Annotated in this window: 20 protein-coding genes; 15 read left to right on the top strand and 5 right to left on the bottom strand. The window is 64.2% G+C overall.

Features of this window, described 5'->3' with window-relative positions; translation table 11 throughout:
* Positions 1-9 precede the first annotated feature (9 nt).
* Positions 10-1,185, bottom strand: a complete 1,176-nt coding sequence (locus tag IVA74_RS05890; protein WP_247340739.1) for a zinc-dependent alcohol dehydrogenase — start codon at positions 1,183-1,185, stop codon at positions 10-12.
* Positions 1,186-1,358: 173 nt separating this feature from the next.
* Between IVA74_RS05890 and IVA74_RS05885 the strand changes: the two genes are divergently transcribed.
* A complete protein-coding gene (locus IVA74_RS05885) occupies positions 1,359-2,141 on the top strand; it encodes an SDR family NAD(P)-dependent oxidoreductase (protein WP_247340738.1) in 783 nt (260 codons plus the stop codon).
* Between the two features lie 344 nt (positions 2,142-2,485).
* Here IVA74_RS05885 and IVA74_RS05880 read toward each other — a convergent pair whose 3' ends face one another.
* Positions 2,486-2,890, bottom strand: a complete 405-nt coding sequence (locus IVA74_RS05880) for a response regulator (protein WP_247340736.1) — start codon at positions 2,888-2,890, stop codon at positions 2,486-2,488.
* 87 nt (positions 2,891-2,977) lie between these two features.
* Here IVA74_RS05880 and IVA74_RS05875 point away from each other — a divergent pair, with 87 nt between their 5' ends.
* The 13 genes from IVA74_RS05875 to IVA74_RS05815 all read left to right on the top strand — a co-directional run bounded on the left by IVA74_RS05875 (position 2,978) and on the right by IVA74_RS05815 (position 13,556).
* Positions 2,978-4,000 (top strand): chemotaxis protein CheB, encoded by a 1,023-nt coding sequence (locus tag IVA74_RS05875; RefSeq protein ID WP_247340734.1) that lies wholly within the window; start codon positions 2,978-2,980, stop codon positions 3,998-4,000.
* On the top strand, positions 3,997-4,263 hold the full coding sequence (locus IVA74_RS05870) for a hypothetical protein (protein ID WP_247340732.1): 267 nt from the start codon (positions 3,997-3,999) through the stop codon (positions 4,261-4,263). Before IVA74_RS05875 ends, IVA74_RS05870 begins: the two co-directional genes overlap by 4 nt.
* A 351-nt stretch (positions 4,264-4,614) precedes the next feature.
* The gene (locus IVA74_RS05865) at positions 4,615-7,776 is read left to right on the top strand and encodes a CheR family methyltransferase (protein WP_247340731.1); all 3,162 of its coding nucleotides are present in this window, start codon (positions 4,615-4,617) and stop codon (positions 7,774-7,776) included.
* Positions 7,776-8,522, top strand: a complete 747-nt coding sequence (locus tag IVA74_RS05860) for a Crp/Fnr family transcriptional regulator (RefSeq protein WP_247340730.1) — start codon at positions 7,776-7,778, stop codon at positions 8,520-8,522. Before IVA74_RS05865 ends, IVA74_RS05860 begins: the two co-directional genes overlap by 1 nt.
* A 134-nt stretch (positions 8,523-8,656) precedes the next feature.
* A complete protein-coding gene (locus IVA74_RS05855) occupies positions 8,657-8,878 on the top strand; it encodes a hypothetical protein (RefSeq protein ID WP_247340729.1) in 222 nt (73 codons plus the stop codon).
* Positions 8,879-9,012: 134 nt separating this feature from the next.
* A complete protein-coding gene (locus IVA74_RS05850) occupies positions 9,013-9,213 on the top strand; it encodes a hypothetical protein (RefSeq protein ID WP_247340728.1) in 201 nt (66 codons plus the stop codon).
* 296 nt (positions 9,214-9,509) lie between these two features.
* Entirely contained in the window at positions 9,510-9,716 is a 207-nt protein-coding gene (locus IVA74_RS05845) for a hypothetical protein (protein WP_247340727.1), read from the top strand.
* On the top strand, positions 9,713-9,919 hold the full coding sequence (locus IVA74_RS05840; RefSeq protein ID WP_247340726.1) for a hypothetical protein: 207 nt from the start codon (positions 9,713-9,715) through the stop codon (positions 9,917-9,919). Before IVA74_RS05845 ends, IVA74_RS05840 begins: the two co-directional genes overlap by 4 nt.
* A 66-nt stretch (positions 9,920-9,985) precedes the next feature.
* Positions 9,986-11,062, top strand: a complete 1,077-nt coding sequence (locus tag IVA74_RS05835) for a flavodoxin family protein (RefSeq protein WP_247340725.1) — start codon at positions 9,986-9,988, stop codon at positions 11,060-11,062.
* Entirely contained in the window at positions 11,059-11,964 is a 906-nt protein-coding gene (locus tag IVA74_RS05830) for an NAD(P)/FAD-dependent oxidoreductase (protein WP_247340724.1), read from the top strand. Before IVA74_RS05835 ends, IVA74_RS05830 begins: the two co-directional genes overlap by 4 nt.
* 18 nt (positions 11,965-11,982) lie before the next feature.
* Positions 11,983-12,927 carry a cation diffusion facilitator family transporter gene (locus tag IVA74_RS05825; RefSeq protein ID WP_247340722.1) on the top strand — a complete coding sequence of 315 codons (945 nt, stop codon included), beginning with the start codon at positions 11,983-11,985 and terminating at the stop codon, positions 12,925-12,927.
* A 99-nt stretch (positions 12,928-13,026) separates the two neighbouring features.
* Positions 13,027-13,356, top strand: coding sequence for a four-helix bundle copper-binding protein (locus tag IVA74_RS05820; RefSeq protein ID WP_247340719.1), 330 nt, complete (start codon positions 13,027-13,029; stop codon positions 13,354-13,356).
* Positions 13,357-13,367: 11 nt separating this feature from the next.
* A complete protein-coding gene (locus IVA74_RS05815; RefSeq protein WP_247340717.1) occupies positions 13,368-13,556 on the top strand; it encodes a hypothetical protein in 189 nt (62 codons plus the stop codon).
* A 21-nt stretch (positions 13,557-13,577) separates the two neighbouring features.
* Here the strand turns inward: IVA74_RS05815 and IVA74_RS05810 are convergent, their stop codons facing one another.
* Positions 13,578-13,835 (bottom strand): hypothetical protein, encoded by a 258-nt coding sequence (locus IVA74_RS05810; protein WP_247340716.1) that lies wholly within the window; start codon positions 13,833-13,835, stop codon positions 13,578-13,580.
* 294 nt (positions 13,836-14,129) lie between these two features.
* Here IVA74_RS05810 and IVA74_RS05805 point away from each other — a divergent pair, with 294 nt between their 5' ends.
* On the top strand, positions 14,130-14,504 hold the full coding sequence (locus IVA74_RS05805) for a hypothetical protein (protein WP_247340715.1): 375 nt from the start codon (positions 14,130-14,132) through the stop codon (positions 14,502-14,504).
* A 5-nt stretch (positions 14,505-14,509) separates the two neighbouring features.
* Here the strand turns inward: IVA74_RS05805 and IVA74_RS05800 are convergent, their stop codons facing one another.
* Positions 14,510-15,790 carry a polysaccharide deacetylase family protein gene (locus IVA74_RS05800; protein ID WP_247340714.1) on the bottom strand — a complete coding sequence of 427 codons (1,281 nt, stop codon included), beginning with the start codon at positions 15,788-15,790 and terminating at the stop codon, positions 14,510-14,512.
* 179 nt (positions 15,791-15,969) lie between these two features.
* On the bottom strand, positions 15,970-16,743 hold the full coding sequence (locus IVA74_RS05795) for a polysaccharide deacetylase family protein (protein ID WP_247340713.1): 774 nt from the start codon (positions 16,741-16,743) through the stop codon (positions 15,970-15,972).
* Between the last annotated feature and the right edge of the window lie 54 nt (positions 16,744-16,797).

Here is a 16,797-nt window from a genome sequence, read left to right as displayed (position 1 = left end):
TCTAGCTCCTCAGGGCCTCAGCACGACCTTGATGCAGGAGTCCCGCTTGTCGCGAAACACCTGGTACATCTCGGGGCCTTGGCTGAGCGGCACGGTGTGGGTGATGACGAAGGACGGATCGATCTGGCCTTCCTCGATGCGGTGGAGCAGGTCGTCGGTCCAGCGGTTGACGTGGGTCTGGCCGGTGCGCATCGTCAGGCCCTTGTTCATGAAGGCGCCCATCGGAAGCATGTCGGAGAATCCGCTGTACACGCCCGGCACCGAAATGATGCCGCCGGGCCGGCAGACATAGATCATCTCGCGCAGCACATGCGGCCGGTCGCTCTCCACCATCACCATCTGCTTGGCGCGGTCGAGCAGCGTGTCGGGCAGCGAGGCCATCACGTGTGACTCCATCCCGACGCAATCGATGCATTTTTCGGGGCCTCTGCCGTCGGTGAGCTCCTTGAGCCGCTCCAGAACGCTCTCGCTCTCGAAGTCGATGGTGGTGGCGCCGCCGGCTTCGGCCATGCTGAGCCGTTCGGGAAGGCAGTCGATCGCGATTACCTGATTGGCGCCGAGCAGGACGGCGCTGCGGATCGCCATCTGCCCCACGGGACCGCAGCCCCAGATCGCGACCGTATCGGTCGGCTCGATGTCGCATTGCACCGCAGCCTGCCAGCCGGTCGGGAAGATGTCGCTGAGAAACAGCAATTGTTCGTCGGGAATGCTGGCGGGCACCTTGATGTGGGTGGCGTCGGCAAACGGCACGCGCAGATATTCGGCCTGGCCCCCGGGGTAGCCGCCGGTCAGATGCGTATAGCCGAACAGGCCGGCGCAGGAATGACCGAACGCTTTTTCGGCGAGGTGACGCTTGCGGTTGGTGGTCTCGCAGACCGAGAAATTACCGCGCTTGCACTGGTCGCATTCGCCGCAAATGATCGTGAAGGGGACGACGATGCGGTCGCCCTTCTTCAGCTTGCCGTCGACGCCCGAGCCGACTTCCACCACTTCGCCCATGGTCTCGTGGCCCATGATGTCCCCGGGCAGCATGCCGGGAATGTAGTTGTGAAAGAGGTGCAGGTCTGAGCCGCAGATGGCGCAGCTCGTGACTTTAATGATGGCATCGCGCGGGTCCTGAATCTCGGGATCGGTGACGGTGTCGCAGCGGATGTCTTCCTTGCCGTGCCAAACCAGCGCCTTCATCTCTGTCCTCCCGCGAGCTACGAGGCATCCAAGTCGAACAACGAACGATGGTTGCTATTGCACTTGGAAAATCGTCGCACCGCACATGCTTTGACTAGAGGTTTGGCTTGGATAGGAACGAGAGGCGGTCGCAGCCATTGGAGCGTCATCAACGCCATCGCAAGGATACGCTCATGTCCGCCAAGCAGTTCGCCGTCGTCACCGGCGCCTCCACCGGTATTGGCCTGGAACTCGCCAGATGCTGTGCCCAAGCCGGTTTCAACCTTGTCATCGCGGCGGACGAGCCCGAGATCGAGAGAGTGGCCGTCGATCTCCGCAAGCTCGGCGTCAGCGTCGAGGCGGTCGAGGCCGATCTCGCCACCACTGAAGGTGTCGACAAGCTCTGCGCCGCGGTCGGCGACCGGCCGATCGGCGCGCTGCTGGCCAATGCCGGTGTCGGCCTTGGCAAGGCGTTCCTCGATCAGGATTTTGCCAGGGTCAAACACCTCGTCGACACCAACATCACCGGCACGCTGTATCTGATCCATCGGGCCGGCAACGAGATGCTTCGCCGCAACTCGGGGCGCATCCTGATCACGGGCTCGATCGCCGGATTCACGCCGGGCAGTTTTCAGGCGGTCTACAACGCCAGCAAGGCCTTCCTCGATTCATTCTCATTTGCACTGCGCGAGGAGCTTCGCGACAGCGGCGTCACCGTCACCTGCCTGATGCCGGGTGCCACGGAAACGGAGTTCTTCCACCGCGCCGACATGATGGACACCAAGGTCGGCACCGAGAAGAAGGACGACGCGGCGGAGGTCGCGAAGGCCGGCTTCGACGCCATGTTGGCCGGCGAGTCCGACATCGTGACCGGACTGAAGAACAAGATCCAGACCACGGTCGCCAACGTCACACCGAATGAGATGTTGGCCAAGCAGCATCGCAAGATGGCCGAGCCGGGCACGGCGAAGTCGTAGAACGATACGGTCGCAATCTGCGCTGAGCGGCGCGGCCAATCCCGCGGACCGACAAAGGAGAACGCCGATTCACATAACCTAATGCGCAAAGCTTCTCGAGCCGTCAGACTGGTTCGGCTGGAAAGAGGGGCTGTGGTGGCGATGGATCGCGTCGAACAGGCTTTTGTCGCAACGGCAATCACGGGTTTCCTCGTGATGTTGGGCGCAATCGTCTGGATGATGATGGGCTGACGGCGGGAAGGGGTCATGTCTTGCGCGTCATGCTGCCTTATGCTGCGGTCCTTCTGTGCCTGGCGGTGAGCGGCTGGCTCGCTTTAGCGCATCTGTTCTGATCGCCGTTCGGCTCAACCGTGCGGATCGGCGATGAGCGCGGCCAGCCTCTGTGCCATCGCCGGCAGATCAATCGGTTTTTCCAGGATCGGCACGTCGTGGAATTCCGGACTGATGGCGACCTTGTCGTATCCGGTCGTGAAGACGAAGGGTACGTTCCTTGCCTTCAGTTCACGGGCCACCGGAAAGATCATCTCACTGCGGATGTTCACGTCGAGCACGGCGGCATCGAGGATGCTGCCATCGTGCAGGATTCTGAGGGCGTCGTCGAGATCACCCACCGGGCCCGCGACATCTGCGCCGAGCGCGCGACATGCCCTGCCAATGTCATCGGCGAGAAAATATTCGTCCTCGACAACGAAGATCCGCCGCCCGCTGAGCGGCGACAGCGGATGTGACCACGTGGGCGAGATCGCCATGGTGCCTCCCATGCCTTCCTTTCCCGTCCTAGGAACATAGGGCGGTGACCCGCCTTGGTACAAACGCTACAGAAGAAAGTGGGTTCCATGAGCAACCGCGACATCATCGTCATAGGTGGCTCGGCCGGCGCGACCGCACCGCTGAAGCAGATCCTGGGCCGTCTGCCGCCCGATCTGCCCGCGGCGGTGTTCATCGTCCTGCACATCCCCGCGCAGGGCATCGGCATTCTCTCGACAGTGGCCAGCAGCGCGGGGCCGCTTCCGGTCCGGCAGGCCGAAAACGGCATGAAGATAGAGCCCAGCCAGGTTTATCTGGCCGCGCCGGACCATCATCTGCTGCTGTCCGAGGATCGCGTGTTCCTCGGGCGCGGTCCGCGCGAGAACATGGTCCGGCCGGCCATCGACGCATTGTTTCGTTCGGCCGCCATCAATTACGGCCCGCGCGTGATCGGCGTGCTCCTCAGCGGGCTGCTGTCCGACGGTGCGGCCGGTCTCAACGCCATCAAGCGTTGCGGAGGGATCTCGGTGGTTCAGGACCCCTCGGACGCCATCGCCGATGAAATGCCAAGGAGCGCCCTGGAGGCGACCATCATCGATCTTTGCGTCCCCGGCGCCGGAATGGGTGATGTCCTGTCCGATCTCGCCAGGGAGACTGCCGGCGCCGCGCTGCCGATCCCGCCGGAGATCCGGCTCGAGGTCGAGATCGCGGCCGGCGAACGGATCGGCAGTGACAATCTCCTCTCCGTGGCTGATCCGGTTGCGCTGACCTGTCCGGCCTGCGGGGGCGTGCTGTCCGAGATCAAGGAAGCGCGTCCGATGCGCTTCCGTTGCCAGGTCGGTCACGCCTTCACCGGCGACATCCTCGCAAAAGAGCAGGAGGGGCGGGTGGATGAAGCCCTGCGGGTCGCGCTGCGCATCATCGAGGAGCGGGCTGAGTTGGTGCAGCGCATGGCGACCGACGGCCGGCGCAGCGGCCGGCCTGCGGTCGCCGAGATGTACGGGACGCGGGCTGCCGAATATCGCGAATATGCCGACATGATCCGGCGCGTTGTGCTAAAATCGCTCGATCCTCCGGTTTCGCAAGCGGAAGGCTTGAGGGTGTCGCCATGACCATCTCCCTCGCCGAATGGACCGAGCAGCTCGATACCGAGCGCCGCCATCTGATCAAGGCCGATCGGGATATCGAGGAGGGTTCGCAGCGCATCCGCGACCAGGAGGATCGGGTCCGTCAACTCAGTGCCGACGGCTGCGACGCGGGCCAGGCGGAACGGTTGGTGGAGGCGCTGAAGCAGACTCTGACGGAATGGCTGCGCCATCGCGTCCTGATCCAGCAGCGGATTGCCTATCTTCGGCAGCAAGTCGGCCCGGAGTGATCCAGGGCGCGCAGGCAGGCCGCCCGAACTCTACGCCGAGCTCGTACATAAAATCGAGTTGCCGCTTGGCGCTGCGGCGCAAACGATCGTTCTCGCGGAGCAGCCGACGGGCGGTCGCGGTGGCGTCCTCGGCCCGCCTGATCAGGGCCGCGAGTTTGTCGGACGTCTGCATCACGGGGCTCCTGCCGCACGCAACTATGGGCCTTTGGCCGGGAATTGACAACGATGCTCGCGGTATGGAACGCAGCGTGACATATCCGCCTTTCACCTGTTGGGATAACATCAATTCTGCTATTTGCGGCGAGCGGGCGACCCGCTGGTTCACGTCACTGAATGAGAGCTACCGAGATCATGCATGAAATCGGCGACCAGCCGGTCGAAAGAGAGCACCAGACCAGGTCCCCGCTGATCATCGGGGTGGGCGCCCCGCCGGCAGCTCTGGATAGCATCGAGCGCTTCTTTGCCAAACTGACCGTAGGCGCCGACCAGGCCGTCGTGCTGGCGCTTCAACATCATGAGGCGTTCGATGAGCCGCGGCTGCGCCGGATCGTGCGAAATTCCAGCGGCGGCAAGATCGCCGACATCAGCGACGGCCAGACCATCGAGGGCGGCACGGTCTATCTGTGCCCGCCGGCGATGATCACGACGATCCATGGCGGTCGCTTCGCGGTCCGCGAGGCCGAGCAGGCGCCCGGCGAGCGAGCCACGATCGACAGCTTCCTGGTGTCGCTGGCGGAAGAACGCGCCGAGCAATCGATCGGCGTGATCCTGTCCGGCATCGGCGGCGATGGCACGCTGGGTACCGCGACGCTGAAGGATCACGGTGGTCTCGCCATCGCCGAAAAGGGCGCGAGTGACGAGGCTGATCATCTGAAGGACGCCAATACGCCGGCAGCCATCGCCGACTACGTGCTGACCGCGGACGAGATCGCCGAGCACATTCAGGTCTATGCTCGTCATCTGCGGCGGTTGGACGAGAAGCAGGGGTTCGATGAGGGACTGGCCGCTGCGGCGAGCTCGCTGTCGCGCATCGCCGACGTCCTGCGCAGCAAGACCGGCAATGATTTCCACGGCTACAAGCAGAACACCTTTCTGCGCCGCGTGCAGCGGCGGATGCAGGTGGTTCAGATCGCCGAGATTTCCGCCTATGTCGATTTCCTGCGCAACGACCAGGACGAGGCGCTGCACCTCTTCAACGATCTCTTGATCGGCGTCACCGAATTCTTCCGCGACAAGCGCGAGTTCGAAGTGCTGGAGAGCCAGATCGTCCCGAAGATCTTCGAAGGCAAGAGCGCGGGCCAGCAGGTTCGCGTCTGGGTGCTCGGCTGCGCCACGGGAGAGGAGGCCTATTCGATCGGTATCCTCCTGCGCGAGCACATGGCCAAAATGGACTCCGCCCCGCAGGTTCAGATCTTCGCTACCGACATCGACGGACGGGCACTGGCGACCGCGCGCGTCGGTCGTTACCGCACCAAGATCGAGGCGGACATGACCAGGGAGCGCCTGGCGCGCTGGTTCGTGCGCGAGGGCGATACCTATTGCGTGGTCAAGGACCTGCGCGAAATGTGCATCTTCTCGCAGCACAACGTGATCAAGGACGCACCGTTCTCCAAGCTTGATCTCGTCTCCTGCCGCAACCTGCTGATCTACCTCAATGCCGAATTGCAGAACCGGGTGATTCCGCTATTCCACTTCGCGCTTCTGCCGGATCGCTTCCTGTTCCTCGGCAATTCCGAGAACGTGACGCGGCATCCGAAACTGTTCGTGCCGATCGACCGCCGCGCCCGCATCTTCAAGAAGCTCGAGACCGGAACGCGGCTGCCGCCGGAATTTCCGATCACGACCGCTGCGGGCAGGGCTCCCGCCGAGGTGCCGCCGCTGCGCTCGTTCCGTCCCGACGTGGGTCTGGAGCGCCGCGCGCAACGGGTCGCGGAGCGCTACGCGCCCGCCTATGTCATCACCGACGGCAACTTTCAGGTCTTACACTTCTCCGGGCGCACCGGCCGCTACATCGAGCCGACGGCAGGCGCCGCCACGCTCGACCTGCTCCAACTCGTCCATCGCGATCTCCGCCTGGAGCTGCGAACGGTGCTCAGCCGCGCGGCGGAGACCAATGAGCCCGCCCATGCCGAGCAGGTGCAGCTCGGCGTCAACGGCCATCGCATTCTCGTCGATATCACGGTGGAGCCGATCCAGGATGGCGACCACCGCAATTTCGTCGTCCTGTTCAAGGACGGCCCGGTGCGCACCATGGATGCCGACGAGGGCTATCCCAATGCGCTGGTGCAGACGGAGCACGTCGAGCGTATCGAAGGCGAGCTGCGGGCGACGCGGGAGCGCCTTCAGGCGACCATCGAAGAGCTCGAAAGCACCAATGAGGAGCTGAAGTCCTCGAACGAGGAATACCAGTCGCTCAACGAAGAGCTTCAGTCCGCGAACGAAGAGCTCGAAACCTCGCGCGAGGAATTGCAGTCGGTGAACGAGGAACTGACCACCGTCAACGGCGAGCTGGCCCACCGGGTCCAGGAATTGACGCGCGCCACCAGCGACCTCGAGAATTTCCTGGAGAGCACGCAGATCGCGACCGTGTTCCTCGACAACGATTTGCGCGTGATGAACTTCACGCCGGCGATCACGCAGGTTCTGCATCTCGTCGAGACCGACACGGGCCGGCCCATCGCGCACATCAAGGCGCGCATCCCGATCGAGGAGCTCTATGACGACATTCGCGGCGTGCTGCGGACGCTTGCCAGCGCCGAGCGCGAGTTGAGGGAGCCGGACAGCGGCACGCGCTACATCGTGCGCATCCTGCCCTATCGCAGCATCGACAATTTCATCGCCGGGGTCGTCATCACCTTCGTCGACATCACCGCCATTACCCGCGCCGAGGAGCGGCAGCGCCTGCTGCTGGCCGAGCTCCAGCATCGGGTCCGCAATACGCTCGGCGTGGTGCGCTCGATCGCCCGTCGCACGGCCGATAGCAGTTCGACAGTCGAGGAGTTTGCTTCCCATCTCGACGGCCGGCTCAACGCATTCGCCCGTACCCAGGCGCTGGTGACCCGCGATCCCGAAGGCGGAGTCGATCTCGAATACCTCGCCGTCGAGGAGCTGCTGGCCTATAATGCCAGGGAAGGCGAGCAGGTGCGTGTCAGCGGTCCCACGGTGCGTTTTCACTCGAAGGCAGCGGAAACCTTCGCGCTTGCCATTCACGAGCTCGCGACCAACGCGCTGAAATACGGCGCCCTGAGCCGACCGATAGGTCGCATCGAGATTTCCTGGCGCATTGAGCAGGGCACCGAGCCGGCGGAGCTGGTGTTCGAGTGGCGGGAGCGCGGCGGGCCGCCGGTTGCGCTGCCGCCGCACAAAGGATTTGGGACCGAGCTTCTGGAGCGCACACTCGCGTTCGAGTTCAAGGGGCAGACCACGATGGCATTCAATCCCAGGGGATTGGCATGCACGATCACCATTCCTCTTAGCAAGCGGGCGTTTCATACACCGGCGGTGGCCAACTGATGCCCTTGTCGACGCTAGATCGCAGCATGGTGGACCCGGTCATTCGCCGGCTGAACGTGCTGAGGCCCTTGTCGACGGAGGCCCGCAGCTCGCTTGAATACGCAATGCTTGAGGGAATCCAGCGCGCAGGGTCGGGCGAGGATCTGATCTCGGAGGGCGATCCGGTCGACAGTGTCCGCCTCGTGCTGTCGGGCTGGCTCTGCCGCTACAAGACGCTCGAGGACGGTCGGCGCCAGATCGTCAACTTTCTGTTTCCCGGCGAGAGTTGCGACGCGCACGCGTTCCTGCTGTCGGTCATGGATCATTCCATCGCGGCGATGACGCCGGTCGTCTACACCGAAATCAAGCGCGCGCGGTTCGAGGGTCTGGTGGCGGGCGACCGCGCGCTGGCGGAAGCGTTCTGGTGTGAGACCCTCGTCAACAACGCCATCCAGCGCGAATGGGCCATCAATCTCGGCCGCCGGGTGGCGTTTGAACGCGTGGCCCACTTGTTCTGCGAGATTATCGAGCGGCTGCGTCCCGTCGGCATGGTCGACGGCAATTCCTGCGTGATGCCGGTGACACAAATGGATCTTGCGGACGCCACCGGGCTGTCGGTGGTCCATCTCAACCGCACGGTACAGGAACTGCGGGCCTCCGGCCTGATCGTGCTGCGCGATCGCACGCTGACCATCACCGATCTCGATGCGCTCAAGGATGCGGCGCTGTTCTCGCCGAGCTATCTGCAACTCTATCGGCGGGGCTAAGCGCTCTTTTGCTTGGGACAGTACGTGGGTCCTCGGTCGCGGGCGGTCGACAGGTGGCGAGATACTTGATCCAGGTTAACGTTCGCGGATGATTTTGAGCGGATGGCTGGTTTTGAGTAAATTACGTAACTTACGTGAAGGCGCTGTGGTTCCGAAGCTTCTATCGTCGCTCCATGAACGACGTCCTGTTTGCCCGCGCTGAGCGCGCGATCGAAGCGAGCCGCGCCCTCCGGGCGCAGCACAGAGCGCTCGCGGATCAGCTTGATGATGCCACGCGCGAGGTGCGCCGAGTGGTGATGGAAAGCGCGATGTTGCGCTCGGAGATCAAGGCCCTTCGCGACCACCGGGAAGAGTAGGCCCTCCGATACTTGCCTGGCATGGAGAAACCGTTCGCGGTCCGGAACGTTGAGGCTCCGATCCGGTCTGGCTATGGAAGCCGTCAGAGAAGGACGCAACGGCGCGCTCTGTCCACGAACAGGGAGAATTCTTCATGTTGACGCGGCATCGTGTCAAGCAAACGGATGCACTGGAAGTGCGCCTGGCCGCGGAAGCCGAGCGGCTTCGCGAACAGGCCAAGTCGCTCCCGCCCGGCGCTGCACGCGACGAGATGTTGCGCAGGGCGCGTCAGGCGGAAACCGGTTCTCAGATGAGCGAGTGGCTACGGTCGCCGGGGCTGCAGCCGCCGGAATAGGGCCGGCGAAGCGAATGCGCAGCGCCGGAATGGTGCCCCATTCAACGCCGCTTCGCGGCGCAGTCGAAGTTGCGCCGGCGCGCGAAGTGATGCGCATCCGCTGCCCGGTCGCGGTGCTTCGCACCAGCAAAATCATGCACCGTTAACTTATTGAAATGCCGGAACCGGCGGTTGCGGCCGAAGCTGCCAACGTTGCCGGGCTGGGCCGCCCCAACCGGCACGGAAACCTGGGCCCTGGCGCCAGACCTCCCGCCGGGGCCAATTTCCTTCCAATCAAAGCGCTTTGTGAAAGTACAATGACCGCCAAACGCAATCGCAGGAAACAGACCCAATCGCTCCAGGAGCGGTTGGCGACATTCGCCGAAACCGCTCGCGAACGCGCGCGCAGCCTGCCGCCCGGCAAGGAGCGCGACATGCTGCTTCGGCGCGCCAAGCAAAACGACGCGACCTCGCACCTGACGGAATGGTTGAGCACGCCCGTCTACCCGAGACGTGGAGGATGACGGTGCGGAGCATCAGGCACTACCGCGCATTCCAGATCGATCCGGACGGGCATGTGTTCGGATGCATCAATCTCGTCTGCGACGATGACGAGCAGGCCAAGCGCGAAGCGGCATCGCTCGTGCTGGGCCACCGCATCGAACTGTGGCGGCTGGACCAGCGGATCGCGCAATTCGACCTGCCGCCGGACGTCGCTCACTGCTAGAGTAACGAGGAACCGCGCGCTGCGTCCCGGGTTGGTCGGGCTGGTCCGACTTCGCCAGGAGCCAGCATGACGGAAGCCGACGTTCGCAAGGGGATGCCGCCCGTCAAGCTGTCGCGCGAGGCGTTCGAACGGCGTTACAAAAACCAGTTCGTCGATCCCGCCTTTGCACCGCTCCAGCGCGAGCTCGATGCCATCGTCGGCGCTGCCTGGGATGCCTACAGCCATTCACGCAAGGTCCCGCTGACGCGAAAGGCGGGCGCCGGATTCTCCGATCCCGACTACGACATCGCCATCGACTGGCTCGACGCGCGCGCGAAAATCCTGGCGGCGCAGCGAATTCATGACGATGCGGACGAGACGCCGCGTATCCTCATCATCAACGGCTCGGCGCGCAGCGAGCACACCTGTCCCGGCGAGATGTCCAAGACCTGGCGTCTGGTCGAGCTCGCTGAACCGGTTTTTGCCGAGCTTGGGTTTGCCGTCGACGTCCTCGATCTGTCGCGCCTGGCTTCGGAGTTCGGCAAGCATATCCATCCCTGCAAGTCTTGCGTCGGAACCGCGATGCCGCTCTGCCACTGGCCCTGCAGCTGCTATCCGAATTATTCGCTGGGGCAGACCGGCGACTGGATGAACGATATCTATCCGCTGTGGGTCGCGGCCCACGGCATCCTGATCGTGACGCCGGTGAACTGGTATCACGTGCCCGCCGGGCTCAAGGCGATGATGGACCGCATGGTCTGCGCCGATGGCGGCAATCCCGATCCGACCTCGACCCACGGCAAGGAGGCCGCCGAGGCGAAGGCGCTGGAGCTGAAGGGGTGGTCTTATCCCCGCCATCTCGCCGGCCGTCATTTCGGCCTCGTTGTTCACGGCGATGCGGTCGGTGCCGAGGGCGTGCGCCGCGCCTTGTCCGACTGGCTGACCGACATGCAGCTGGTCTCTGCGGGCCGCTTCGCCGAGTTCGACGGCTATGTCGGCTACATGGAGCAATACGCCACCTCGCACCGCGCGCTCGATAACGACAGCGGATTCCAGGAGGAGGTGCGGAATGCAGCGCGCGCGCTCGGCAATGCGGTCCGGCTGGCGCGGAGCGGACAGCTTCGCGAGCCCGGTGAGGGCCTGTCCGATCCGATTCCCAAATGAGCGGGGAAAATCAATCGCATGATTGCCTGATCGTCGGCGGCGGCCCGGCCGGGCTGATGGCCGCGATCTACCTCGCGCGATTTCGGCGCCGTGTCTGTGTCGTGGACGCAGGCGCAAGCCGGGCGGCGCTGATCCCGCGCAGTCACAACGTGCCGGGCTTCGTCCACGGCCTGTCCGGCACCGACTTGATGGCACGCATGTCGGCGCAGCTGGACGAGCTCGCGGTCACGCGGGTGACCGCCGAGGTCACCGCCTTGCGGCGGCACGACCACGGTTTTCAGGCGATCTGGAATGGCGACGTGCATGCGGCTGCCACCGTCATCCTTGCCTGCGGTATCGTCGATACCCATCCGCCGTTCGACGAATGGCGCGCCGCGGTCGCGGACGGGCTGTTGCGCTATTGTCCGGTCTGCGACGCCTTCGAGGCGATCGGCCACCGTATCGGAATCGTCGGCCCGCTTCACCGTGCCGCCGGCAAGGCGCTGTTCCTGCGCGGCTACTCCCGCGACGTGACGTTGCTCGCAACGGGCGAGGATGACGGGAAGGCCGCAGTGTCGGAGCTGACTGAAGCAGGTGTCGAGGTCGTGGTTGCGCCCGGCGTGCGCCTGAGGCGGAGAGACGACGGCGTCGAAGCCGTCTTCGAAGGCGGCCGGACGGCGCAATTCGAGATGGTCTACCCGGTGATGGGTGCGGAGGTGCGCTCGCATCTCGCGATGACGCTCGTGGCCGAACATACCGGAGAGGGTTACCTGAAGGTCGACGACCATCAGCGCAGCTCCGTCGACGGGCTCTACGGGATCGGCGACGTCGTCACCGACTTGCACCAGATCTCGGTCGCGTTCGGCCACGCCGCGGTCGCCGCCTGCACGATCCACCGCAGCCTGCCGCGACGGCTGGCATGAGGAACGGGGTATCGGACATTGGCAACAGAATCATCCTCGAGGACCGCGGTCTATGCGGCGCTGCTCGGCAACGTCCTCGTCGCGGTCACGAAGATCGGCGCCGCCGCGTGGACGGGGAGTTCGGCCATGACGAGCGAAGCGGTGCATTCGCTCGTCGACACGACCAACGAGATCCTGCTGCTTTACGGCTACCGGCGCGCGAGCCGTTCGCCCGATGAATCCCATCCGCTCGGTTATGGGCGCGAGCTGTATTTCTGGAGCTTCATCGTTGCGCTGCTCATCTTCGCGCTGGGCGCCGGTGTCTCGCTGTATCAGGGCATTCTGCATGTCGCCGCACCCGAGCCGATCGAAAGTCCGATCGTCAGCTTCGTGGTGCTCGGGCTGTCGTTCCTGTTTGAAGGGGGCTCCTGGCTGATTGCCCTGCGGCGCTTCAGCTCGGACGGCCAGCGGTTGGGATATTATCAGGCTTTCGTTCGCAGCAAGGATCCTCCGGCATTCATGGTGCTGCTCGAGGACAGTGCGGCGCTGGTCGGCATCGCCATTGCTGCGGCGGCCACTGCGGCCGCCGTATTGCTGAGCCAGCCGGTCTGGGATGGGATCGGGTCGATCCTGATCGGGATATTGCTGGCGATCGTGTCGATCGGTCTCGCGCGCGAGAGCAAGAGCCTGCTGATCGGCGAGCCCGCCGATCCGGAGCTTGCGCGATCGGTCCTCGACATCGCAAGGCGTTCGCCCGGCGTGCTCAGGGCCAACGGCCTTCTGACGGTGCAGCTGTCGCCGGTCGAGGTCGTTGCGGCCCTCAGCATCGAATTTGCGGATGACAAGCGCGCCGACGACATCGAGCGATGCGTCGTTTCGATCGAGACCGAGATACGCAAACGCCATCCGAGCGTGGCGGCGCTGTTCATCAAGCCGCAGACCGATGCTCGCTACCGGGCGGTGCGCGCGACGCGTTACGGCTAGCTTTGCGAGGTTCCCCCGATGTCAATCGGCACGACGGCAGGAACGATCACAACATCCCACTGGTTGACCGGTGCAGGGGGCGAGCATTGGAGAAAACGGATGGCTCAATCCGAAGACATGACGCGCTGCATCGCGCTCTGCATGAGCTGCTACCAGACCTGCCTCGGCACGGCGATGAACCATTGCCTCGAGACCGGCGGCAGGCACGTCGAGCCCAAGCATTTCCGCCTGATGATGGCGTGCGCCGAAATGTGCCGGACGGCGGCGCATTTCATGCTGATCAACACGCCGCATCACCGGCATACGTGCGGCGAATGCGCCGAAATCTGCACCGAATGCGCCGAGGATTGCGAGCGGCTCGGCGGCATGGACGAGTGCGTCGCCATGTGCCGCTCCTGCGCACAATCCTGCCGTGCGATGGCAGCCTGAGGACAAAGTCCATGCTGGAGGAGAAGCTCAAGGAAGCCATCATCGGCGAACTGCAGCGGCAGGCGGCGAACCGGCCGCAATCGCTCAAGGTCCAGGACACGGACGCTCTGAAAAGCTCGGAGGAGCTGATCGTCAACGGCAAGATCGACCTTGCCGCGCTGGTCATGGTGATCGCGGGATCGGTCTCCGGCGGCCCCTAGTTGCGCCGGTCAACGGCGCCCTCAGCCGTATTCGTCGCCGATGCCGTATTCCCGGTAGATCTCCAGCGGATCGAGGTCGGGAAACAGCCGGCATTTGGCCTGGGCGAGGTGCAGGCTCACCGCCGCCGGCTCCTTGCCGTTCGAGAGCATCTTGCGGATATCGTCCATATGCGCGTTCGGCTGGTGCTTGGTTTCGAGCTGCTCCAGCGCGACCAGCGCGGTCGCCAGCGCCTCGGTCAGAACCCAGTCGTCGTGGCCGGTGATTCCCTTCTTCGGCATCGGCAGCCCCCACATGTGGTGGCGGTAGTCTATCGCGGCTCTCGCCAAATCTCCATTGAGCCGTTGCAGCAGCAGGCGCGCGGAACGGGCCGACAGCCGTGCTCCGGCTTGCATTATGGCGGCGCGCGAGTGGCTAAAAGGCGGCAATTGCAGGGGCAATAGTATCTTTGTTGAAACAAAATTGGCGTAGACGGCGCCTGCACGGCATCCAGGCCGGCTGTTCCGCTCTGGGCCCCCTGATCCCGTATTCGCAACACGATCCGGTTGCGCCACCCCTTCAAGGCTTGAGCCCGCATGGTCTTTCTAAGCTTCGTCTATCGGTTCGTGACCAACTTCGCATTCATGGCGATGGTCTATTTCAGCCTGAACTTCATGGAGAAGTACCAGAACCGGGCGATCATCGCGATCCTGGTGCTGGTCTATGCCGGTATGCGCGCGGCCTCGACGCTGCGGGCTTTCTTCTTCTACCAGAAGCTCGAGAAACTTGAGGCCGAGACCAAGCGCCTTCAGGCTCCGCTCAATGCCGGCGCGGGCGGAACGAATGTGCGCAAGCAGGTCGTGGCCGACGTTGCGCGGCTGCGGCGCGACGGCGAGCTCAAATCCTATATGGACCTGTTCTTCCTGGCGCTGATCGTGCTGCTCTGCGTCGCCAACATCATGCGGCAGTAGTGCTTTTACTGTGCGCGCTTCTTCAGGCTCGCGACGCGCGTCGGATGCGTCGCAGCGCCCTTCTGAGCAGCGCTCTTGGGGGCCGCGGCATGCTTCGCTCCCGCCGGCGCGGCATGTGCAGTGCGATGTCCGCGCAACTTGCCGGCCTTGCTCCTGGCCGCCCGAGGCGTCTCGGCTGCCATCGCCAGCCGCGTTGCGGCGCGCCGTGACAAGGTCGTCGACAGCAGCACCTCTACCGAGCCTTCAGGGATAGCAAAGAGATCGCGGCCGGGCACGGGCAGGGTGGCCGCGACATTGGCCATTGCCATGGTCCTGCGCGGCAGCAGCGGTTGATGATCGGTCTGCGCGTTGAGGTCGGCCAGCGTGGGCGCCGGCAGCATCTTGGTCTGCGCGAACACGAAGTTCGGCACGGCGGGCCAGCGCGCGATCGGGGTGGTCTCGGTCGGCGGATGCAGCAGCCATTCCACCGGCGTCGTCGGCGTCGCCGGCCGCTCGGCGGTCGCGGGCACCACATGCACGATGCGATAGCCGCGCACCTTGAGGTCGCGGATGATCTTCGGCAGTGCCGCCACCGTGCGGGCCTGGATATCGTGCAGCAACAGGATGCCCTTGCCCTTGGCCTCCAGCCGCTGGATCGCGAGTTGATAGACGCGATCGGACGACACATGGCGCCAGTCGTCGGCCGGGAAATCGGCGCTCCAGACCTGGATGCCGCGCGAGATCAGAAGGTTCTCGACGCCTTCGGCGCGCATCAGGCCTGGAATGCGGAAGAACGGCGCCAGCTTGGACGGATCGGTCATCGCAGCCGAGGTCCATTCGATGCCGCCGTTGATCTGCGCCTCGGCCTTATCGAGCGGCATCCGGTCGAACGTCAGCGGATGGTTCATGCTGTGGGTGCCGACGGTGTGGCCCGCCGCCACCAGTTTGCGCACGCCTTCCGGATTCGCCTTGGCCTGTTCGCCGATGATGAAGAACGTCGCCTTGATGCACTCGTCGGCGAGCATCTGGAGGATCTGGTTCGAATATTTCGGCAGCGGACCGTCGTCGAAGGTCAGGACGACTTCATGGTCCTTCAGCGGCAGCGTCTCGCGGTACTGCATCGTGCCGATGCGCGGATGCTCGTGCGGATCGACCACGAGGGTGCGCGACGTCCCAAGCGCGTCCGGATGGCCGGGGCAGTCGGCCGCAACGGCCGCCGTCGAGCCGATGGTCAGGAAACCAAGGAATCCGCCAAGGCAAAGGACGATCCACGATCGCGTCCGAACAACAACGCTACTTCCGATCATGAATCCCGTCTGCCCTCTTATGCGACTGCTGCCGTAGTAGGTCGGAGACATCAGAAAATGGTTCAGGCGCAAGAACCTTTCCCGTTACAAGCACCCCTTAATACTTGCATGGCGTAGCATGAACAGACTGTTAATAGGGCCCAAATCACCCCATCTTGCGCCGGCGTGACATTCCGGCATCAACGGGCGTCGGCATTCTTCTGTGATGTGCCCGCCGGTACGACGTGAACCACCCGATAGCCGTTCTCCCTCAGATACCGCAGGAAGGCCGGCATGATCGCGGCCGTGCGTGCCTTGGGATCGTGGAACAGGATGATGCCCCTGCCGGCGGCGGCGAGGCGCTCGGTGACAAGCTTCAATTCCTGCTCCGGCGTCATCACGTTCCAGTCGCTGGCCCAGAGGTCAGCCCCGAACACGACGATGCCGCGGGACTGAAGCAGGTCGAGCTCGGCTTGCGTGGCTTCGAAATAGGGAAACCGGAAGATCGGCGTCGAAGGTGTCGTCGTCGACGTCCCGTGTAGCGCCATCTCGTCGGCGGCAATGCCGCGGTCGATCTCGCTCTTCGCCTTGTCGAACGGGATCCGCGCCATGAACGGATGCGAGAAGGTGTGGTGGCCGATGGTGTGGCCCTCGCGGGCGATGCGCTTGACCATGTCAGGGTGTTCGGAGGCGTGCAGGCCGATCAGGAAGAAGGTCGCGCGCACGCATTCCTGCGCCAGCGCCGCCAGCACCTTCGAGGTCGTCGGCGGATGCGGTCCGTCGTCGAAGGTCAGCACGACCTCGTGATCGGCGAGGGCTAACGTCTGCGGAAAGCTCTTCAGGCCCACGCGCGGCGTGGTCCTGGCGTCGACGCTCAGAACGCGGGAGGTGCCGAGCGCGTCCTTGCGCGGGCACTCGGCGGCTTCAGTCGAGGCGATACCGGCGAGGGCGGTCAGCGCTGCGCCTGCCGCCATCGAGCCCCACCTCAGTCGAAGCATCTTTGTCATTGCGCTCAGAGTTGCCTTGTG

The organism is Bradyrhizobium sp. 132 (genome assembly GCF_023074185.1).
GTDB lineage: Bacteria > Pseudomonadota > Alphaproteobacteria > Rhizobiales > Xanthobacteraceae > Bradyrhizobium.
This window is presented reverse-complemented; position numbering and strand designations above follow the sequence as displayed.